Source organism: Streptomyces sp. NPDC019224, assembly GCF_040632605.1.
GTDB lineage: Bacteria > Actinomycetota > Actinomycetes > Streptomycetales > Streptomycetaceae > Streptomyces.
Genome location: NZ_JBEYCF010000001.1, coordinates 90397 through 111986 on the forward strand (window position 1 = coordinate 90397; position 21590 = coordinate 111986).

16 protein-coding genes and 1 tRNA gene are annotated in these 21590 nt (G+C 67.0%); 15 read left to right on the forward strand and 2 right to left on the reverse strand.

Features of this window, described 5'->3' with window-relative positions; genetic code table 11:
• Positions 1–22: 22 nt before the first annotated feature.
• Complete coding sequence (locus tag ABZ564_RS00445) at positions 23–622, forward strand: helix-turn-helix domain-containing protein (RefSeq protein WP_360847137.1); 600 nt, start codon at positions 23–25, stop codon at positions 620–622.
• 13 nt (positions 623–635) lie between these two features.
• Here the strand turns inward: ABZ564_RS00445 and ABZ564_RS00450 are convergent, their stop codons facing one another.
• Together ABZ564_RS00450 and ABZ564_RS00455 are read right to left on the reverse strand one after the other, a co-directional pair.
• Complete coding sequence (locus ABZ564_RS00450; RefSeq protein ID WP_360847140.1) at positions 636–1658, reverse strand: adenosine deaminase; 1023 nt, start codon at positions 1656–1658, stop codon at positions 636–638.
• Positions 1659–1901: 243 nt separating this feature from the next.
• Positions 1902–3128, reverse strand: a complete 1227-nt coding sequence (locus ABZ564_RS00455; protein ID WP_360847143.1) for a pyridoxal phosphate-dependent aminotransferase — start codon at positions 3126–3128, stop codon at positions 1902–1904.
• 223 nt (positions 3129–3351) lie between these two features.
• Between ABZ564_RS00455 and ABZ564_RS00460 the strand changes: the two genes are divergently transcribed.
• The 14 genes from ABZ564_RS00460 (at position 3352) to tuf (ending at position 21491) form a co-directional block, all read left to right on the forward strand.
• A tRNA-Trp gene (locus ABZ564_RS00460) sits at positions 3352–3424 on the forward strand.
• A 106-nt stretch (positions 3425–3530) separates the two neighbouring features.
• Positions 3531–3815 carry a preprotein translocase subunit SecE gene (gene secE / locus ABZ564_RS00465; protein WP_360847146.1) on the forward strand — a complete coding sequence of 95 codons (285 nt, stop codon included), beginning with the start codon at positions 3531–3533 and terminating at the stop codon, positions 3813–3815.
• Between the two features lie 71 nt (positions 3816–3886).
• Complete coding sequence (gene nusG, locus ABZ564_RS00470) at positions 3887–4753, forward strand: transcription termination/antitermination protein NusG (RefSeq protein ID WP_360847149.1); 867 nt, start codon at positions 3887–3889, stop codon at positions 4751–4753.
• Positions 4754–4928: 175 nt separating this feature from the next.
• Positions 4929–5363 (forward strand): 50S ribosomal protein L11, encoded by a 435-nt coding sequence (gene rplK, locus ABZ564_RS00475; RefSeq protein ID WP_018101261.1) that lies wholly within the window; start codon positions 4929–4931, stop codon positions 5361–5363.
• Positions 5364–5442: 79 nt separating this feature from the next.
• Positions 5443–6165, forward strand: a complete 723-nt coding sequence (gene rplA, locus ABZ564_RS00480) for a 50S ribosomal protein L1 (RefSeq protein WP_360847153.1) — start codon at positions 5443–5445, stop codon at positions 6163–6165.
• 157 nt (positions 6166–6322) lie between these two features.
• Positions 6323–7237, forward strand: a complete 915-nt coding sequence (locus tag ABZ564_RS00485) for a hypothetical protein (RefSeq protein ID WP_360847156.1) — start codon at positions 6323–6325, stop codon at positions 7235–7237.
• A gap of 293 nt (positions 7238–7530) precedes the next feature.
• On the forward strand, positions 7531–8088 hold the full coding sequence (gene rplJ / locus ABZ564_RS00490; RefSeq protein WP_018101258.1) for a 50S ribosomal protein L10: 558 nt from the start codon (positions 7531–7533) through the stop codon (positions 8086–8088).
• An 84-nt stretch (positions 8089–8172) separates the two neighbouring features.
• Positions 8173–8556, forward strand: a complete 384-nt coding sequence (gene rplL / locus ABZ564_RS00495) for a 50S ribosomal protein L7/L12 (protein ID WP_073964461.1) — start codon at positions 8173–8175, stop codon at positions 8554–8556.
• Positions 8557–9153: 597 nt separating this feature from the next.
• Positions 9154–12639 (forward strand): DNA-directed RNA polymerase subunit beta, encoded by a 3486-nt coding sequence (gene rpoB / locus ABZ564_RS00500; RefSeq protein WP_360847161.1) that lies wholly within the window; start codon positions 9154–9156, stop codon positions 12637–12639.
• Positions 12640–12768: 129 nt separating this feature from the next.
• Positions 12769–16668 carry a DNA-directed RNA polymerase subunit beta' gene (locus ABZ564_RS00505; protein WP_360847164.1) on the forward strand — a complete coding sequence of 1300 codons (3900 nt, stop codon included), beginning with the start codon at positions 12769–12771 and terminating at the stop codon, positions 16666–16668.
• 456 nt (positions 16669–17124) lie between these two features.
• Positions 17125–17496 (forward strand): 30S ribosomal protein S12, encoded by a 372-nt coding sequence (gene rpsL, locus ABZ564_RS00510; RefSeq protein ID WP_003948652.1) that lies wholly within the window; start codon positions 17125–17127, stop codon positions 17494–17496.
• A 2-nt stretch (positions 17497–17498) separates the two neighbouring features.
• Positions 17499–17969 carry a 30S ribosomal protein S7 gene (gene rpsG / locus ABZ564_RS00515; protein WP_073964452.1) on the forward strand — a complete coding sequence of 157 codons (471 nt, stop codon included), beginning with the start codon at positions 17499–17501 and terminating at the stop codon, positions 17967–17969.
• 38 nt (positions 17970–18007) lie between these two features.
• On the forward strand, positions 18008–20137 hold the full coding sequence (gene fusA, locus ABZ564_RS00520; RefSeq protein ID WP_360847167.1) for an elongation factor G: 2130 nt from the start codon (positions 18008–18010) through the stop codon (positions 20135–20137).
• Between the two features lie 160 nt (positions 20138–20297).
• Positions 20298–21491: an elongation factor Tu gene (tuf, locus tag ABZ564_RS00525; protein ID WP_345105854.1), complete on the forward strand. Its 1194-nt coding sequence runs from the start codon at positions 20298–20300 to the stop codon at positions 21489–21491.
• Positions 21492–21590: the final 99 nt, after the last annotated feature.

Genomic DNA, 21590 nt, shown 5'->3' on the forward strand with positions numbered 1-21590 from the left:
GTCAAGCCTTATCGGAGTGCCCATGGAGCAGAAGCCGGCCCGCGTCCGCCTCATCGACGCCGCCCACGAGCTCATGCTCACCAAGGGCCTGGCCCGGACCACCACCAAGGAGATCGCCAGGGCGGCCGGCTGCTCGGAGGCCGCGCTCTACAAGCACTTCCTCAGCAAGGAGGAGTTGTTCGTGGTGGTCCTCCAGGAGCGGCTGCCCAAGATCGATCTGTACAAGCTCCTCCCCGGCCCCGGCGCGGGCGTCCGTTCGGTCGAGGAGAACCTCACCGTCATCGCACGCCAGGCCGCCCTGTTCTACGAGCAGAGCTTCCCGATCGCCGCTTCGCTGTACGCCGAACCGAGGCTCAAGGAGCGCCACGACGCGGCCATGCGCGAGCTGGGCCGCGGCCCCCACCTGCCGATCCGCGGCGTGTCCGACTACCTGCGGGCCGAACAGACCGCCGGCCGCGTCCGGCCGGGTGCCGACACCTACGCGGCCGCCTCGCTGCTCCTGGGGGCCTGCGCCCAGCGCGCGTTCGCCTACCACGCCACCGCCACCGGCGAGCCGCCCCAGTCCCTGGACGACTTCGCCGCGTCCCTGGCCAGGACCCTCCTGCAGGGCCTGGGGACGTAGCCGGACCCGCGCCTCAGGCCACCGGCTCCGCCAGCCAGGCGTCGACCCCCGCCAGCAGCTCCGCCCGCACCGGCTCGGGCGCCGAGGAACCCCGCACCGACTGACGGGCCAGCTCGGCCAGCTCCTCGTCCGTGAACGCGTGGTGGCGGCGCACCAGGTCGTACTGCGCGGCCAGCCGGGAGCCGAACAGCAGCGGGTCGTCCGCGCCGAGCGCCATCGGCACGCCCGCGTCGAACAGGGTCCGCAGGGGTACGTCGGCGGGCTTCTCGTAGACGCCGAGCGCCACGTTCGACGCGGGGCACACCTCGCAGGTCACCCCGGCCTCCGCCAGCCTGCGCAGCAGCCGGGGGTCCTCGGCCGCCCGCACACCGTGCCCCACCCGGGCCGCGTAGAGGTCGTCCAGGCAGTCCCGCACGCTGGCCGGGCCCGAGAGCTCGCCCCCGTGCGGAGCGGCCAGCAGACCGCCCTCCCGGGCGATCGCGAAGGCCCGGTCGAAGTCACGGGCCATGCCGCGCCGCTCGTCGTTGGACAGCCCGAAGCCGACGACGCCCCGGTCCGCGTACCGTACGGCGAGCCGCGCGAGGGTCCTGGCGTCCAGCGGGTGCTTCATCCGGTTCGCCGCGATCACCACCCGGATCGGCAGCCCGGTCCCGCGCGAGGCGGCGTCCACCGCGTCCAGGATGATCTCGATCGCCGGAATCAGCCCGCCGAGCAGAGGCGCGTACGAGGTGGGGTCGACCTGGATCTCCAGCCAGCCGCACCCGTCCGCCACGTCCTCCTGGGCGGCCTCGCGCACCAGGCGCTGGATGTCCTCGGGGGACCGCAGACAGGACCGGGCGATGTCGTAGAGCCGCTGGAAGCGGAACCAGCCCCGTTCGTCCGTGGCACGCAGCTGGGGCGGCTCGCCGCCGGTCAGGGCCTCGGGCAGCCGCACGCCGTACTTGTCGGCGAGCTCCAGCAGCGTCGTGGGCCGCATCGACCCGGTGAAGTGCAGGTGCAGGTGGGCCTTGGGCAGCAGCCGGACGTCACGATCCATGCCCGATCACCTTCTGTAGCTGTCGCGCTCCGCACTGTGCCGAGAGGCCGCGGGCAGGGCTTGTCCGTCGTATGGCCTGCGTGCGCATACGAGAAACCCCCTTCGCAGGGGGAGGAGTCACTCCAAGATCCTGCCGCAAGGATCTCGGACCAGGCAGCCGAATTCACCGAACGAGCGCTTGCCTGAACGTACAAGCGGGGCCCCGGCACTGCCGGGGCCCCGCTTGTGTCGCGTGGCGACGTGTCAGGACTTCGCCTCGCCGAGCAGCTTCTGGATCCGCGAGACGCCCTCGACGAGGTCGTCGTCGCCCAGCGCGTACGACAGGCGCAGGTAGCCCGGCGTGCCGAACGCCTCGCCCGGGACGACCGCCACCTCGGCCTCGTCCAGGATCAGCGCGGCCAGCTCCACCGAGGTCTGCGGGCGCTTGCCGCGGATCTCCTTGCCGAGCAGCTCCTTCACCGAGGGGTACGCGTAGAACGCGCCCTCGGGCTCCGGGCAGAACACGCCGTCGATGTCGTTGAGCATCCGCACGATGGTCTTGCGGCGCCGGTCGAAGGCGGTGCGCATCTCGGCGACCGCGTCCAGGTTCCCGGAGATGGCGGCGAGCGCGGCGGCCTGGGAGACGTTGGCGACGTTGGACGTGGCGTGCGACTGGAGGTTGGTCGCGGCCTTCACGACGTCCTTGGGGCCGATGATCCACCCGACGCGCCAGCCGGTCATCGCGTACGTCTTGGCGACACCGTTGACCACGATGCACTTGTCGCGCAGCTCGGGCACGATCGCGGGCAGCGAGGTGAACTTCGCGTCGCCGTAGACCAGGTGCTCGTAGATCTCGTCGGTCATCACCCACAGGCCGTGCTCGACGGCCCAGCGGCCGATCGCCTCGGCGTCGGCCTCGCTGTAGACCGCGCCGGTCGGGTTGGAGGGGGAGACGAACAGGACGACCTTCGTACGCTCGGTACGGGCCGCCTCCAGCTGCTCCACCGAGACCCGGTAACCGGTGGTCTCGTCGGCCACGACCTCCACCGGGACACCGCCGGCCAGGCGGATCGACTCGGGGTAGGTGGTCCAGTAGGGCGCCGGGACGATGACCTCGTCGCCCGGGTCGAGGATCGCGGCGAACGCCTCGTAGATCGCCTGCTTGCCGCCGTTGGTCACCAGGATCTGGGAGGCGTCGACCTCGTACCCGGAGTCGCGCAGCGTCTTCTCCGCGATGGCGGCCTTGAGCTCGGGGAGCCCGCCCGCCGGGGTGTAGCGGTGGTACTTCGGGGTACGGCAGGCCTCGACGGCGGCGTCGACGATGTAGCCGGGCGTCGGGAAGTCGGGCTCGCCGGCACCGAAGCCGATCACCGGACGGCCGGCGGCCTTGAGGGCCTTGGCCTTGGCGTCGACTGCAAGGGTGGCGGATTCGGAGATGGCCCCGATGCGGGCGGAGACCCGGCTCTCGGACGGAGAAGTAGCAGCGCTCATGCCCCCATGCTCGCAGACCGTTTTCCCCGTCGGCACAGGGGTTTCAGGGAGCGGACAGCACTCGGACAGCATGCGGACACGAAGAGACCAGGAGCGATCAGGAGCTTTCTGTTCGACGCGGGGCCGCTGAGCACGTACACTCTCCTGTCGTTGGCCTTCACCAGCCGCACCGTTCCTGCACTCGGGTCATCCGGGAACATGCGGTAGGTTGGTGGAACCACAAAGGGTCGTAGCTCAATTGGTAGAGCACTGGTCTCCAAAACCAGCGGTTGGGGGTTCAAGTCCCTCCGGCCCTGCTACACACTCCTTCGCCAGGATGTGTGCGCATGTACGTACTTCAATGCACCGCCGTGCGGCTCCACCGGGCGCGGCACGGCCATGACCCGGAATCAGGTGAGAAGCGTGACGGACGCCGTGGGCTCCATCGACAAGCCTGATGCCGAGGACGAAGTCCCCGAGTCGAAGAAGACGCGGAAGGGCGGCAAGCGCGGCAAGAAGGGCCCCCTGGGCCGTCTCGCGCTCTTCTACCGCCAGATCATCGCGGAGCTGCGCAAGGTCGTCTGGCCGACGCGCAACCAGCTGACGACATACACCAGTGTGGTGATTGCGTTCGTAGTCGTCATGATTGGTCTGGTAACCGTGATTGACTTCGGATTCGCGCGGGTCGTCAAGTACGTCTTCGGCTGATCCACGCGAAGGGCGCCTGCTGGGCGCCCCTTTCGCATGTTCCACCCATATGTATCCAGGAAGAAGCCACCGTGTCTGACCCGAACCTGAACGACGCCGTCGAGCCGACGGCGGGCGCCTTCGAGTCCGCCGAGGACGAGCTCGACATCGTCGAGGCGGCGGACGCCGAGGAGTCGGACCAGGCCGACGCCGACGAGGCCCCCGAGGCCCTCGGCGAGGCGTCCGAGGAGACCGAGGACGCCGCCGAGGAGACCGAGGACGCGGCCGACGAGGAGATCGCGGACGCGGCCGACGAGGAGGAGGCCGAGCCGGCCGAGCCCGTCGACCCCGTCGCCGCTCTGCGCGAGGAGCTCCGCGGTCTGCCGGGCGAGTGGTACGTCATCCACACGTACGCCGGTTACGAGAAGCGTGTGAAGGCCAACCTGGAGCAGCGCGCCGTCTCGCTGAACGTGGAGGAGTTCATCTATCAGGCCGAGGTGCCTGAGGAGGAAATCGTCCAGATCAAGAACGGCGAGCGCAAGAACGTCCGCCAGAACAAGCTCCCGGGCTACGTCCTGGTGCGCATGGACCTGACGAACGAGTCCTGGGGCGTCGTCCGCAACACCCCCGGTGTCACCGGCTTCGTGGGCAACGCCTACGACCCGTACCCGCTGACGCTGGACGAGATCGTCAAGATGCTCGCTCCGGAGGCCGAGGAGAAGGCCGCCCGTGAGGCCGCCGAGGCCGAGGGCAGGCCGGCTCCGGCCCGCAAGGTCGAGGTCCAGGTGCTGGACTTCGAGGTCGGCGACTCGGTCACCGTCACCGACGGCCCGTTCGCGACGCTGCAGGCGACGATCAACGAGATCAACGCCGACTCGAAGAAGGTCAAGGGCCTCGTCGAGATCTTCGGTCGCGAGACGCCGGTCGAGCTGAGCTTCGACCAGATCCAGAAGAACTGAGCTTTCCGCCCGCTTCTGGACACATGCCTACCGAGCAGGTCAGACAGGCTGTCGCAGCCGGTCTGACCTGCTCGGTTTTTGGTCGCGCAGCTATACCCGTTATCGTTGTGCGGTATGCCTGCATCCGGATGACCGGATGACGGCGAAAACTCTCACTAGGACCCGGAGAGAGCACATGCCTCCCAAGAAGAAGAAGGTCACGGGGCTTATCAAGCTCCAGATCAACGCCGGTGCGGCCAACCCGGCCCCGCCGGTCGGCCCCGCACTGGGTCAGCACGGCGTCAACATCATGGAGTTCTGCAAGGCCTACAACGCCGCGACCGAGTCGCAGCGTGGCATGGTCGTGCCGGTGGAGATCACGGTCTACGAGGACCGCTCCTTCACCTTCATCACCAAGACTCCGCCGGCCGCCAAGCTGATCCTCAAGGCCGCGGGTGTGGAGAAGGGCTCCGGCGAGCCGCACAAGACCAAGGTCGCCAAGCTGACGGCTGCCCAGGTCCGCGAGATCGCCACGACGAAGCTCCCCGACCTGAACGCCAATGACCTCGACGCCGCGTCGAAGATCATCGCCGGCACCGCCCGCTCCATGGGCATCACGGTCGAAGGCTGATTCAGCCCCACCCCTCAGTGGTAGGACCAAGCGCTGGTCCGCACCACGACTCCACACTCTGAAACCATCAGGAGTAGAAGTGAAGCGCAGCAAGAACCTCCGCGCTGCGGACGCCAAGATCGACCGGGAGCGCCTCTACGCCCCGCTCGAGGCCGTCCGTCTCGCCAAGGACACCGCCTCCACGAAGTTCGACGGCACCGTCGAGGTCGCCTTCCGCCTGGGTGTCGACCCGCGCAAGGCCGACCAGATGGTCCGCGGCACCGTGAACCTCCCGCACGGCACCGGCAAGACCGCCCGGGTCCTGGTCTTCGCGACCGGTGACCGTGCTGCGGCCGCGGAAGCCGCCGGCGCCGACATCGTCGGCTCCGACGAGCTCATCGACGAGGTGGCGAAGGGTCGTCTGGACTTCGACGCCGTCGTCGCGACCCCGGACCTCATGGGCAAGGTCGGCCGCCTCGGCCGCGTGCTCGGTCCGCGTGGTCTGATGCCGAACCCGAAGACCGGCACCGTCACCCCCGATGTCGCGAAGGCTGTCAACGACATCAAGGGCGGAAAGATCGAGTTCCGCGTCGACAAGCACTCGAACCTGCACTTCATCATCGGCAAGGTCTCCTTCGACGAGACCAAGCTGGTGGAGAACTACGCAGCGGCGCTGGAAGAGGTCCTCCGTCTGAAGCCGTCCGCCGCCAAGGGCCGCTACATCAAGAAGGCCGCGCTGGCCACCACGATGGGCCCCGGCATCCCGCTGGACGCCAACCGCACCCGTAACCTCCTCGTCGAGGAGGACCCGGCCGCCGTCTGAGCCCTCGCGCTCGTACGACCGCCGCGTCACGTGTGACATGGGACGGGCCCCGCAACCTTTCGAGGTGCGGGGCCCGTCCTCATTCGTACGTGGACATGACTGTCGGTGTCCTGCGTTAGCGTGGGCGGCCGAAGTCGAACGAGGGGTGGAACAGCAGATGTTGAGCAATACCGTACGGCGTGTGGGCCTGTCCGTGGCTGTGGTGGCGGCGCTGACCTCGGTCGCGGCCTGTGGCGGATCCGACGACGGGGGCACGAGCAAGGGCTCCGGCAAGAGCGAGAGCCGCGGCGGCTCCGTGGTGAAGGTCGACCCGATCGCCGCGCTGGTCGCCGTCCAGAAGAAGACCGGCCAGGCGCACTCGGCCCGGGTCGAGGGCGACACCACCATGGGCAGCGCGATGTCCATGAAGCAGTCGGGTGTCATGGACTGGTCCGACGGGATCACCGGCACCATGCAGATCACCTACACCGGCGGCACCATGGCCGACGCCATGAAGCAATTCGGCGGCACGGGCACGATGGAGGCCCGTTACTTCAAGGACGGGTACGCGGCGGACATGGGTGAGGCCATGGCCCGGCAGACCGGCGGCAAGCGCTGGATCAGCTACAGCTACGACGACCTCGCCAAGGTGGCCGGCGCCTCCGGTGCGGCCATGAAGGACCAGATGCAGAACAGCACCCCGGAGCAGGGGGTGAAGTCGCTGCTGGCCTCCGGCGACGTGAAGAAGGTCGGCCAGGAGGACGTCCGGGGCGTCAGCACCACGCACTACTCGGGCACCGTCGACGTCGCGGCCCTGACCGCCAAGAACAGCAGCCTCGACGCCGACCAGCTCGCCGCCTTCAAGAAGCAGCTGGCCGACGCGGGGATCACCACGGAGACCGTCGACATCTGGGTCGACGAGAACGACCTCCTGGTGAAGAAGACCGAGCGCGGCGAGATGAAGACCGGTGAGCTCAACTCCACCGTGTACTACAGCGATTACGGCACCAAGGTCTCGGTCGAGCGTCCGCCGGCCGCCGAGACCATCGACTTCGCCGAGCTGATGAAGCAGCAGCAGGGAGCGACTGCCTGACCCGGTCCGGGTGCGTTCAAACCTCCCGGAACCGTCTCGAGGCGGGACGGATTTGCCCGGCGCGACTCGAGTCGCGTACGCTTCTGCAGAAGCCAAAGACCGCTGGTCGTTGTCCTGACTCCGCAAGGGGTCGGCAACCGAAGGCTCCGTTGATACGGACGACCTGCGCAGGTGACTGTGGAAAGCTCCCGGACTTCGTTTCGGTCGAGCTACGCCCTGGCGCCTGCGCCGGGGCGTTTCGTCTTTCCGGGTCCTTTTGAGCGGTCCTCATCACCCGGAAGGAGGCCGACGCTATGGCAAGGCCCGACAAGGCTGCTGCGGTAGCCGAGCTCGCGGATCAGTTCCGCAGCTCGAACGCCGCCGTGCTGACCGAGTACCGGGGTCTCACCGTTGCACAGCTCAAGCAGCTGCGCCGTTCGCTCGGTGAGAACGCCCAGTACGCCGTGGTGAAGAACACGCTGACCAAGATTGCGGCCAACGAGGCCGGGATCGACACGCTGGACGACCTGTTCGCAGGTCCGACGGCGGTTGCCTTCGTCACCGGTGACCCGGTGGAGTCGGCGAAGGGTCTTCGTGACTTCGCCAAGGACAACCCGAACCTGATCATCAAGGGCGGTGTCCTTGACGGCAAGGCGCTGTCCGCCGATGACATCAAGCAGCTCGCGGACCTCGAGTCCCGCGAGGTTCTGCTCGCCAAGCTGGCCGGTGCCATGAAGGGCAAGCAGACCCAGGCTGCGCAGCTCTTCCAGGCGCTGCCGTCGAAGTTCGTCCGCACCGCGGAAGCGCTTCGCGTCAAGCTGGAGGAGCAGGGCGGTGCCGGTACGCCGGCTCCCGCCGAGGCCGCCGAGTAATCACGCTCAGCGGTCCAGCGGGCACCGTGTACGCCCGCCGACACATACATCCGGCACCTGCCGAATAGTGGAAGGACGCCTGTCATGGCGAAGCTGTCCCAGGAAGACCTGCTCGCTCAGTTCGAGGAGCTCACCCTCATCGAGCTCGCCGAGTTCGTGAAGGCCTTCGAGGAGAAGTTCGACGTCACCGCCGCCGCGGCCGTCGCCGTCGCGGGCCCGGCCCAGGGTGGCCCGGCTGCCCCGGCCGAGGAGGAGAAGGACGAGTTCGACGTCATCCTCACCGCCGCCGGTGACAAGAAGATCCAGGTCATCAAGGTCGTGCGCGAGCTGACCTCCCTCGGCCTGAAGGAGGCCAAGGACCTCGTCGACGGCGCCCCGAAGCCCGTCCTCGAGAAGGTCGCGAAGGACGCCGCGGACAAGGCTGCCGAGTCCCTCAAGGGCGCCGGCGCCTCCGTCGAGGTCAAGTGACCCTGCGAGTCTTCTGACTCCTCAGGACACCCGTGCCGCGAGGCGCGGAGTCACATCGCGAAAGGCGATCACCCGAACGGGTGGTCGCCTTTCGGCGTACCGGGGGCGGGTGTCTTGCCCTTCTCGCGTTGACGAGTATGGTGATCTTCGCCGTGCGCCTCTCGCGGGGTGCGTGGCAGCCGCCGAGGGCGGCGGCCGCGGGGCCCGAGGGCCGGCGGGGCCGAGGGGCCCCTTGACGAACCGCACGCGGCGCGCAATTCTCAAGGCGCGGCGCCGAATCGATCCGAATCCGAGGCATGGATCGACGGCGAAGCGGGCAGTAAAGAAGGGCGCACCTCGCGCAGGGCTGAGACAAGGGTGTTGAGAAGAGCTGTTGAGAGCAACGTGGGTCTCTGAAAACCCCGACTGGACATCAGTGTGGCACTTGGCTACACTGACCCTTTGCGCTGCCTGTTAGCTGCCTCCTGCCCGTCACCAGGGGCATACCCATCTTGAGCATCGTGGGCCGAGACTTCCCTGAACTGGGATTTCTCCCCTCATGTCCAATTTGGGACCGGTACGCGCGTAGTGAGTCCGAGCCCTCGGAAGGACCCCCTCTTGGCCGCCTCGCGCAACGCCTCGACCGCGAATACGAACAACGGCGCCAGCACCGCCCCGCTGCGCATCTCTTTTGCAAAGATCAAGGAGCCCCTCGAGGTTCCGAACCTCCTCGCGCTGCAGACCGAGAGCTTTGACTGGCTCCTCGGCAACGCCGCCTGGAAGGCTCGCGTCGAGGCTGCTCTGGACAGTGGACAAGACGTCCCCACCAAGTCCGGCCTCGAGGAGATCTTCGAGGAGATCTCGCCGATCGAGGACTTCTCCGGGTCGATGTCGCTCACGTTCCGCGACCACCGCTTCGAGCCCCCGAAGAACTCGATCGACGAGTGCAAGGAGCGCGACTTCACGTACGCCGCCCCGCTCTTCGTCACGGCCGAGTTCACCAACAACGAGACCGGCGAGATCAAGTCCCAGACGGTCTTCATGGGCGACTTCCCGCTCATGACCAACAAGGGCACCTTCGTCATCAACGGCACCGAGCGTGTCGTGGTGTCGCAGCTGGTCCGCTCGCCGGGTGTCTACTTCGACTCCTCGATCGACAAGACGTCCGACAAGGACATCTTCTCCGCCAAGATCATCCCGTCCCGGGGTGCCTGGCTGGAGATGGAGATCGACAAGCGCGACATGGTCGGTGTCCGCATCGACCGCAAGCGCAAGCAGTCCGTCACCGTCCTCCTGAAGGCTCTCGGCTGGACCACCGAGCAGATCCTGGAGGAGTTCGGCGAGTACGAGTCCATGCGCGCCACCCTGGAGAAGGACCACACCCAGGGCCAGGACGACGCGCTGCTCGACATCTACCGCAAGCTCCGCCCGGGCGAGCCGCCCACCCGCGAGGCCGCTCAGACGCTGCTCGAGAACCTCTACTTCAACCCGAAGCGCTACGACCTCGCGAAGGTCGGCCGCTACAAGGTGAACAAGAAGCTCGGCGCCGACGAGCCGCTGGACGCCGGCGTGCTCACCACCGACGACGTCATCGCGACCATCAAGTACCTGGTCAAGCTGCACGCCGGTGAGACCGAGACGGTGGGCGAGTCCGGCCGCACGATCGTCGTCGAGACCGACGACATCGACCACTTCGGCAACCGCCGTCTGCGCAACGTCGGCGAGCTCATCCAGAACCAGGTCCGTACGGGTCTCGCCCGTATGGAGCGCGTCGTGCGCGAGCGCATGACGACCCAGGACGTCGAGGCGATCACGCCGCAGACCCTGATCAACATCCGGCCGGTCGTCGCCTCCATCAAGGAGTTCTTCGGCACCAGCCAGCTGTCGCAGTTCATGGACCAGAACAACCCGCTGTCGGGTCTCACCCACAAGCGCCGCCTGTCGGCTCTTGGCCCGGGTGGTCTGTCCCGTGAGCGGGCCGGCTTCGAGGTCCGTGACGTGCACCCGTCCCACTACGGACGCATGTGCCCGATCGAGACCCCCGAAGGCCCGAACATCGGTCTGATCGGTTCGCTCGCCTCGTACGGCCGCGTCAACGCGTTCGGCTTCATCGAGACGCCGTACCGCAAGGTCGTCGACGGCCAGGTCACCGACGAGGTCGACTACATCACCGCCGACGAGGAAGACCGTTTCGTCATCGCCCAGGCGAACGCGACGCTCTCCGACGAGCTGCGGTTCACCGAGCCCCGCGTGCTGGTCCGCCGCCGCGGCGGTGAGGTCGACTACGTCCCCGGTGACGAGGTCGACTACATGGACGTCTCGCCGCGCCAGATGGTGTCCGTCGCCACCGCGATGATCCCGTTCCTGGAGCACGACGACGCCAACCGCGCCCTCATGGGCGCGAACATGATGCGCCAGGCGGTTCCGCTCATCAAGAGCGAGGCCCCGCTCGTCGGCACCGGCATGGAGTACCGCTGCGCCACCGACGCCGGTGACGTGCTGAAGGCCGAGAAGGACGGTGTGGTCCAGGAGGTCTCCGCGGACTACATCACCGTGACGAACGACGACGGCACGTACACCACGTACCGCATCGCCAAGTTCATGCGCTCCAACCAGGGCACCTCGGTCAACCAGAAGGTCGTCGTCTCCGAGGGCGACCGGGTCATCGAGGGCCAGGTGCTCGCCGACGGTCCGGCCACCGAGAACGGTGAGATGGCGCTCGGCAAGAACCTGCTCGTGGCGTTCATGCCGTGGGAGGGTCACAACTACGAGGACGCGATCATCCTGTCGCAGCGCCTCGTGCAGGACGACGTCCTCTCCTCGATCCACATCGAGGAGCACGAGGTCGACGCCCGTGACACCAAGCTCGGCCCCGAGGAGATCACCCGGGACATCCCGAACGTCTCCGAGGAGGTCCTCGCCGACCTCGACGAGCGCGGCATCATCCGTATCGGTGCCGAGGTCGTCGCCGGCGACATCCTCGTCGGCAAGGTCACGCCCAAGGGTGAGACCGAGCTGACCCCCGAGGAGCGCCTGCTCCGCGCGATCTTCGGTGAGAAGGCGCGCGAGGTCCGTGACACCTCGCTGAAGGTGCCGCACGGCGAGATCGGCAAGGTCATCGGCGTCCGCGTCTTCGACCGCGAAGAGGGCGACGAGCTGCCGCCGGGCGTGAACCAGCTGGTCCGCGTCTACGTCGCGCAGAAGCGCAAGATCACCGACGGTGACAAGCTCGCCGGCCGCCACGGCAACAAGGGCGTCATCTCGAAGATCCTGCCGATCGAGGACATGCCGTTCCTGGAGGACGGCACCCCGGTCGACATCATCCTCAACCCGCTGGGTGTCCCGTCCCGAATGAACCCGGGACAGGTCCTGGAGATCCACCTCGGCTGGCTCGCCAGCCGCGGCTGGGACGTCTCCGGCCTCGGTGACGAGTGGGCCAAGCGCCTGCAGGCCATCGGCGCCGACCAGGTCGCCCCCGGCACCAACGTCGCCACGCCCGTCTTCGACGGTGCGCGCGAGGACGAGATCTCCGGTCTCTTCGAGGCCACGATCCCCAACCGCGACGGCGACCGTCTGGTGCAGCCCTCCGGCAAGGCCAAGCTGTTCGACGGCCGCTCCGGCGAGCCGTTCCCGGACCCGGTCTCGGTCGGCTACATGTACATCCTCAAGCTGCACCACCTGGTCGACGACAAGCTCCACGCCCGTTCGACCGGTCCGTACTCCATGATCACGCAGCAGCCGCTGGGTGGTAAGGCGCAGTTCGGTGGGCAGCGATTCGGTGAGATGGAGGTGTGGGCCCTTGAGGCTTACGGCGCCGCTTACGCCCTCCAGGAACTGCTGACGATCAAGTCCGACGACGTCACCGGCCGCGTGAAGGTCTACGAGGCGATCGTCAAGGGCGAGAACATCCCCGAGCCGGGCATTCCCGAGTCCTTCAAGGTGCTCATCAAGGAAATGCAGTCGCTCTGCCTCAACGTGGAGGTGCTGTCCTCGGACGGCATGTCCATCGAGATGCGCGACACGGACGAGGACGTCTTCCGCGCGGCGGAGGAGCTCGGTATCGACCTGTCCCGGCGCGAGCCGAGCAGCGTCGAAGAGGTCTGACGGGTTGGCCGGCCGGATCCCCGTGATCCGGCCGGCTCTCCCCGGACCCGTTCAGACCATTGCTGAAGTGCCCCGATTTCTCGCGTGACGCGAGGGGGCTCGAACCCCCGAAAGAGGGATTGACGACAAGTGCTCGACGTCAACTTCTTCGACGAGCTGCGGATCGGCCTTGCCACCGCGGACGACATCCGGACCTGGTCCCACGGCGAGGTCAAGAAGCCGGAGACCATCAACTACCGCACCCTCAAGCCCGAAAAGGACGGACTCTTCTGCGAGAAGATCTTCGGTCCGACCCGGGACTGGGAGTGCTACTGCGGCAAGTACAAGCGTGTCCGCTTCAAGGGCATCATCTGTGAGCGCTGTGGCGTCGAGGTCACGCGCGCCAAGGTGCGCCGCGAGCGCATGGGTCACATCGAGCTTGCCGCTCCCGTCACCCACATCTGGTACTTCAAGGGCGTCCCGTCGCGCCTGGGCTACCTGCTGGACCTCGCGCCGAAGGACCTCGAGAAGGTCATCTACTTCGCCGCGTACATGATCACGTTCGTCGACGAGGAGCGCCGCACCCGCGACCTCCCGTCCCTGGAGGCCCACGTCTCCGTCGAGCGCCAGCAGATCGAGAACCGCCGCGACTCGGACCTCGAGAACCGCGCCAAGAAGCTCGAGACCGACCTGGCCGAGCTGGAGGCCGAGGGCGCCAAGGCCGACGTGCGCCGCAAGGTGCGCGAGGGTGCCGAGCGCGAGATGAAGCAGCTGCGCGACCGTGCGCAGCGCGAGATCGACCGCCTCGACGAGGTGTGGAGCCGCTTCAAGAACCTCAAGGTCCAGGACCTGGAGGGCGACGAGCTGCTCTACCGCGAGCTGCGTGACCGCTTCGGCACGTACTTCGACGGCTGCATGGGCGCCGCCGCGCTGCAGAAGCGCCTGGAGTCCTTCGACCTCGACGAGGAGGCCGAGCGCCTCCGCGAGATCATCCGTACCGGCAAGGGCCAGAAGAAGACCCGTGCGCTCAAGCGCCTCAAGGTCGTCTCCGCGTTCCTGCAGACCAGCAACAAGCCCAAGGGCATGGTGCTCGACTGCGTGCCGGTCATCCCGCCGGACCTGCGTCCGATGGTGCAGCTGGACGGTGGCCGCTTCGCGACCTCCGACCTGAACGACCTGTACCGCCGTGTGATCAACCGCAACAACCGCCTCAAGCGTCTCCTTGACCTCGGTGCCCCCGAGATCATCGTGAACAACGAGAAGCGGATGCTGCAGGAGGCCGTCGACGCGCTGTTCGACAACGGCCGCCGCGGTCGCCCGGTCACCGGTCCCGGTAACCGCCCGCTGAAGTCCCTCAGCGACATGCTGAAGGGCAAGCAGGGTCGTTTCCGTCAGAACCTGCTCGGTAAGCGTGTGGACTACTCCGCGCGTTCCGTGATCGTCGTCGGTCCGCAGCTCAAGCTGCACCAGTGCGGTCTGCCGAAGGCCATGGCGCTGGAGCTCTTCAAGCCGTTCGTGATGAAGCGCCTGGTCGACCTGAACCACGCGCAGAACATCAAGTCGGCCAAGCGCATGGTCGAGCGCGGCCGCACGGTCGTGTACGACGTCCTGGAAGAGGTCATCGCCGAGCACCCGGTTCTCCTGAACCGTGCGCCGACGCTGCACCGCCTCGGCATCCAGGCCTTCGAGCCGCAGCTGGTCGAGGGCAAGGCCATCCAGATCCACCCGCTCGTCTGCACCGCGTTCAACGCGGACTTCGACGGTGACCAGATGGCCGTGCACCTGCCGCTGTCCGCGGAGGCGCAGGCCGAGGCCCGCATCCTGATGCTGTCCTCGAACAACATCCTCAAGCCGGCCGACGGCCGTCCGGTCACGATGCCGACCCAGGACATGGTGCTGGGTCTGTTCTTCCTGACCACCGACGGTGAACTCCGTGACACCAAGGGCGAGGGCCGCGCGTTCGGCTCCACGGCCGAGGCGATCATGGCGTTCGACGCCGGCGAGCTGGCGCTCCAGTCGTCCGTCGACATCCGCTTCCCGGTGGGCACCATCCCGCCGCGCGGCTGGGTGCCGCCGGTCGCCGAGGAGGGCGAGCCCGAGTACCAGCCGGGTGACACCTTCCGGCTGCGGACGAGCCTGGGCCGCGCGCTCTTCAACGAGCTGCTGCCCGAGGACTACCCGTTCGTCGACTACTCGGTCGGCAAGAAGCAGCTCTCCGAGATCGTCAACGACCTCGCCGAGCGCTACCCCAAGGTCATCGTGGCGGCGACGCTCGACAACCTGAAGGCGGCCGGCTTCCACTGGGCGACCCGTTCGGGCGTCACCGTGGCCATCTCCGACGTCGTCGTGCCCGAGGCCAAGAAGGCCATCGTCAAGGGCTACGAGGAGCAGGACGAGAAGGTCCAGAAGCAGTACGAGCGCGGTCTGATCACCAAGGACGAGCGCACGCAGGAGCTCATCGCGATCTGGACCAAGGCGACCAACGAGGTCGCCGAGGCCATGAACGAGAACTTCCCCAAGACGAACCCCATCTTCATGATGGTTGACTCGGGTGCCCGAGGAAACATGATGCAGATGCGTCAGATCGCCGGTATGCGTGGTCTGGTGTCCAACGCCAAGAACGAGACGATCCCGCGTCCCATCAAGGCGTCCTTCCGTGAGGGCCTCACCGTTCTGGAGTACTTCATCTCCACGCACGGTGCCCGTAAGGGTCTGGCGGACACCGCCCTGCGTACCGCCGACTCGGGTTACCTGACCCGTCGTCTGGTGGACGTCTCGCAGGACGTGATCATCCGCGAGGAGGACTGCGGCACCGACCGCGGCCTCAAGCTGAAGATCGCCGTCAAGGGTGCCGACGGTGTCCTCCGCAAGACGGACGACGTCGAGACCTCGGTCTACGCCCGCATGCTCGCCGAGGACGTCGTCGTCGACGGCAAGGTCATCGCGCCTGCCAACGTCGACCTCGGTGACGTCCTGATCGACGCCCTGGTGAACGCCGGCGTCGAGGAGGTCAAGACCCGCTCGGTCCTGACCTGCGAGTCCGCGGTCGGCACCTGTGCCTTCTGCTACGGACGCTCGCTCGCCACCGGCAAGCTGGTCGACATCGGTGAGGCGGTCGGCATCATCGCCGCCCAGTCCATCGGTGAGCCCGGTACCCAGCTGACGATGCGTACCTTCCACACCGGTGGTGTGGCCGGTGACGACATCACCCAGGGTCTGCCGCGTGTCGTCGAGCTCTTCGAGGCGCGTACGCCCAAGGGTGTCGCCCCGATCTCCGAGTCCGCGGGCCGTGTCCGCATCGAGGAGACCGAGAAGACCAAGAAGATCGTCGTCACCCCGGACGACGGCAGCGACGAGATCCCCTTCCCGATCTCGAAGCGCGCCCGTCTGCTGGTCGGCGAGGGCGACCACGTCGAGGTGGGCCAGAAGCTCACCGTGGGTGCCACCAACCCGCACGACGTGCTGCGCATCCTCGGCCAGCGCGCGGTCCAGGTCCACCTGGTCGGCGAGGTCCAGAAGGTCTACAACTCGCAGGGCGTGTCGATCCACGACAAGCACATCGAGATCATCATCCGGCAGATGCTCCGCCGCGTGACGATCATCGAGTCCGGCGACGCGGAGCTGCTGCCGGGCGAGCTCGTCGAGCGCTCGAAGTTCGAGACCGAGAACCGTCGTGTGGTCACCGAGGGCGGTCACCCCGCCTCCGGCCGTCCGCAGCTGATGGGTATCACCAAGGCCTCGCTGGCGACGGAATCCTGGCTGTCGGCCGCCTCCTTCCAGGAGACGACCCGAGTCCTGACGGACGCGGCGATCAACGCCAAGTCCGACAGCCTCATCGGCCTCAAGGAGAACGTCATCATCGGTAAGCTCATCCCGGCCGGTACGGGTCTGTCCCGCTACCGCAACATCCGGGTCGAGCCGACCGAGGAGGCCAAGGCCGCGATGTACTCGGCCGTCGGCTACGACGACATCGACTACTCGCCGTTCGGCTCGGGCTCCGGCCAGGCCGTTCCGCTGGAGGACTACGACTACGGTCCGTACAACCAGTAAGCGGGTCGCTTGATACGACCGGAGGGCGGTCACCCCGTACGCGGGGTGGCCGCCCTCCGGTGTGTGATCCGTCACAGCGCGCCGCGGTGCCCCGGGCGGCCCCCGGGGGTCTCCGACCCGCCCGCAGGGCTCGTACGGGCCTCTGGGGCCTCCTCGCGGGGCCGCGTGGCATCCGTACGGGTCGGGACAAGCCGGGCGGCCGGGCCGGCGGGCCGGGCCGGACGCCATTTGTTTTGACCCAGCTCCGTGAGGTAGGTACGCTCAGACCTTGTGCCTGGGGTGTGCCTGGGTTCGTGTGCGTGTCCTCAACCGCATGGCGAGCCTGTCTTCGGCCACCGTGATCCGTGCTCCTCATGCCGTTCCGGTACGGGCTCGCAGGATTCGACACACCCGACCGCGTGGGTCGGCGACGTTCCAGGTTAGTTTCACCGACGGCACACAGAAACCGGAGAAGTAGTGCCTACGATCCAGCAGCTGGTCCGGAAGGGCCGGCAGGACAAGGTCGAGAAGAACAAGACGCCCGCGCTCGAGGGTTCGCCCCAGCGCCGCGGCGTCTGCACGCGTGTGTTCACGACCACCCCGAAGAAGCCGAACTCCGCGCTCCGGAAGGTCGCACGTGTGCGTCTGACCTCGGGCATCGAGGTCACGGCCTACATCCCGGGTGAGGGACACAACCTGCAGGAGCACTCCATCGTGCTCGTGCGTGGTGGCCGTGTGAAGGACCTGCCGGGTGTTCGTTACAAGATCATCCGCGGCTCGCTCGACACCCAGGGTGTCAAGAACCGCAAGCAGGCCCGCAGCCGCTACGGCGCCAAGAAGGAGAAGTAAGAATGCCTCGTAAGGGCCCCGCCCCGAAGCGCCCGGTCATCATCGACCCGGTCTACAACTCTCCTCTCGTCACGTCGCTGATCAACAAGATCCTGCTCGACGGCAAGCGTTCCACCGCCGAGCGGATCGTGTACGGCGCCATGGAGGGTCTTCGTGAGAAGACCGGCGCCGACCCGGTCATCACGCTGAAGCGCGCGCTGGAGAACGTCAAGCCCTCGCTCGAGGTCAAGTCCCGCCGTGTCGGTGGCGCCACCTACCAGGTGCCGATCGAGGTCAAGCCCGGTCGTGCCGCCACCCTCGCGCTGCGCTGGGTCGTGGGTTACTCCCGCGCCCGTCGCGAGAAGACGATGACCGAGCGGCTCATGAACGAGCTGCTCGACGCCTCGAACGGTCTTGGCGCTGCCGTCAAGAAGCGTGAGGACACCCACAAGATGGCCGAGTCCAACAAGGCCTTCGCGCACTACCGCTGGTAGTCGCTACCCCCATCGAGACCGAGAGAAGACTGAGCCTTATGGCCACCACTTCGCTTGACCTGGCCAAGGTCCGCAACATTGGGATCATGGCCCACATCGACGCGGGCAAGACGACCACCACTGAGCGGATCCTGTTCTACACCGGCGTCTCGTACAAGATCGGTGAGGTCCACGACGGCGCTGCCACGATGGACTGGATGGAGCAGGAGCAGGAGCGCGGCATCACCATCACGTCCGCCGCGACGACCTGCCACTGGCCGCTCAACGATGTTGACCACACCATCAACATCATCGACACCCCGGGTCACGTCGACTTCACCGTCGAGGTGGAGCGTTCGCTCCGCGTCCTCGACGGCGCCGTCACCGTGTTCGACGGTGTGGCCGGCGTCGAGCCGCAGTCCGAGACCGTCTGGCGTCAGGCGGACCGCTACGGCGTGCCGCGTATCTGCTTCGTCAACAAGCTCGACCGCACCGGTGCCGACTTCCTGCGCTGCGTCAGCATGATCGTGGACCGCCTCGGCGCGACCCCGATCGTCATGCAGCTGCCGATCGGTGCCGAGGCCGACTTCACGGGCGTCGTCGACCTCGTGTCGATGAAGGCCTTCGTGTACCCCGAAGAGGCCGCCAAGGGCGAGATGTACAACATCGTTGACATCCCGGCCGAGCTTCAGGACCAGGCCGACGAGTGGCGCGCCAAGCTGCTCGAGGCCGTGGCCGAGAACGACGACGCCATGATGGAGCTGTACCTGGAGGGCACCGAGCCCACCCAGGAGCAGCTGCACGAGGCGATCCGTCGCATCACCCTGGCCTCCAAGGGCAGCGCCGACTCCGTCACCGTCACCCCGGTGTTCTGTGGCACCGCGTTCAAGAACAAGGGCGTCCAGCCCCTGCTCGACGCGGTCGTCCGCTACCTGCCTTCCCCCCTGGACGTCGAGGCCATCGAGGGCCACGACCCCAAGGACCCCGAGACCGTGATCAAGCGCAAGCCTTCGGACGACGAGCCGCTGTCGGCTCTGGCGTTCAAGATCGCGAGCGACCCGCACCTCGGCAAGCTCACCTTCGTCCGGATCTACTCCGGTCGCCTGGACGCCGGCACCGCGGTGCTGAACTCCGTCAAGGGCAAGAAGGAGCGCATCGGCAAGATCTACCGCATGCACGCGAACAAGCGTGAGGAGATCGACTCGGTGGGCGCCGGCGACATCATCGCCGTCATGGGCCTGAAGCAGACCACCACCGGTGAGACGCTGAGCGACGAGAAGAACCCGGTCATCCTGGAGTCCATGGACTTCCCGGCGCCGGTCATCCAGGTCGCCATCGAGCCCAAGTCCAAGGGTGACCAGGAGAAGCTGGGTGTCGCCATCCAGCGCCTCTCCGAGGAGGACCCGTCCTTCCAGGTGCACTCCGACGAGGAGACCGGCCAGACCATCATCGGTGGTATGGGCGAGCTTCACCTCGAGGTGCTCGTCGACCGCATGAAGCGCGAGTTCCGCGTCGAGGCGAACGTCGGCAAGCCGCAGGTCGCGTACCGCGAGACGATCCGCAAGGCCGTCGAGCGCATCGACTACACGCACAAGAAGCAGACTGGTGGTACCGGCCAGTTCGCGAAGGTGCAGATCGCCATCGAGCCCCTCGAGGGCGGCGACGCGTCGTACGAGTTCGTCAACAAGGTCACCGGTGGCCGCATCCCCCGTGAGTACATCCCCTCGGTGGACGCGGGTGCCCAGGAAGCCATGCAGTTCGGTGTCCTGGCCGGTTACGAGATGGTGGGCGTCCGCGTCACCCTGATCGACGGTGGTTACCACGAGGTCGACTCCTCGGAGCTCGCCTTCAAGATCGCCGGTTCGCAGGCGTTCAAGGAGGGTGCCCGCAAGGCGTCCCCCGTGCTCCTCGAGCCGATGATGGCCGTCGAGGTCACCACGCCCGAGGACTACATGGGCGATGTCATCGGCGACCTCAACTCCCGCCGTGGCCAGATCCAGGCCATGGAGGAGCGCAGCGGCGCTCGCGTCGTGAAGGGCCTCGTGCCCCTCTCGGAGATGTTCGGCTACGTCGGAGACCTCCGTAGCAAGACCTCGGGTCGCGCAAGCTACTCGATGCAGTTCGACTCCTACGCCGAGGTTCCGCGGAACGTCGCCGAGGAGATCATCGCGAAGGCCAAGGGCGAGTAACTCTCCCGAGCTCACGCTTTAGGCTTGTCACCGGAGCCCGTGGGGCATTCGTCGCGCAGTTCGCACTTCGCGGAGAATGCCCCCGGGAACCGGCATCCCAGCAAAGATCACCTGGCGCCGATGAAGCAAGGCGTACAGAACCACTCCACAGGAGGACCCAGTGGCGAAGGCGAAGTTCGAGCGGACTAAGCCGCACGTCAACATCGGCACCATCGGTCACATCGACCACGGTAAGACGACCCTCACGGCCGCCATTACCAAGGTGCTGCACGACGCGTACCCCGACCTGAACGAGGCCTCGGCCTTCGACCAGATCGACAAGGCTCCCGAGGAGCGCCAGCGCGGTATCACCATCTCCATCGCGCACGTCGAGTACCAGACGGAGTCGCGTCACTACGCGCACGTCGACTGCCCGGGTCACGCGGACTACATCAAGAACATGATCACCGGTGCCGCGCAGATGGACGGCGCCATCCTCGTGGTCGCCGCCACCGACGGCCCGATGCCGCAGACCAAGGAGCACGTGCTCCTGGCCCGCCAGGTCGGCGTTCCGTACATCGTCGTCGCCCTGAACAAGGCCGACATGGTGGACGACGAGGAGATCCTGGAGCTCGTCGAGCTCGAGGTCCGCGAGCTGCTCTCCGAGTACGAGTTCCCGGGCGACGACCTGCCGGTCGTCAAGGTCTCGGCGCTCAAGGCGCTCGAGGGCGACAAGGAGTGGGGCCAGACCGTTCTCGACCTGATGAAGGCCGTGGACGAGAACATCCCGCAGCCCGAGCGCGACGTCGACAAGCCGTTCCTGATGCCGATCGAGGACGTCTTCACGATCACCGGTCGTGGCACCGTCGTCACCGGCCGCATCGAGCGTGGTGTCCTCAAGGTCAACGAGACCGTCGACATCGTCGGTATCAAGACCGAGAAGACCACCACCACGGTCACCGGCATCGAGATGTTCCGCAAGCTGCTCGACGAGGGCCAGGCCGGTGAGAACGTCGGTCTGCTCCTCCGTGGCATCAAGCGCGAGGACGTCGAGCGCGGCCAGGTCATCATCAAGCCCGGTTCGGTCACGCCGCACACCGAGTTCGAGGCCCAGGCCTACATCCTGTCGAAGGACGAGGGTGGCCGTCACACCCCCTTCTTCAACAACTACCGCCCGCAGTTCTACTTCCGTACCACGGACGTGACCGGCGTCGTGACCCTCCCCGAGGGCACCGAGATGGTCATGCCGGGCGACAACACCGTCATGTCGGTCGCGCTGATCCAGCCGGTCGCCATGGAGGAGGGCCTGAAGTTCGCCATCCGTGAGGGTGGCCGGACCGTGGGCGCCGGCCAGGTCACCAAGATCAACAAGTAATCACTTGTTCGTCTGACCTGGTTGCTCCGCACAGAGCACCAAGAAGGGCCCCGTCCCACCGTTCACGCGGTGGGGCGGGGCCCTTCGGTGTTTCCTGAC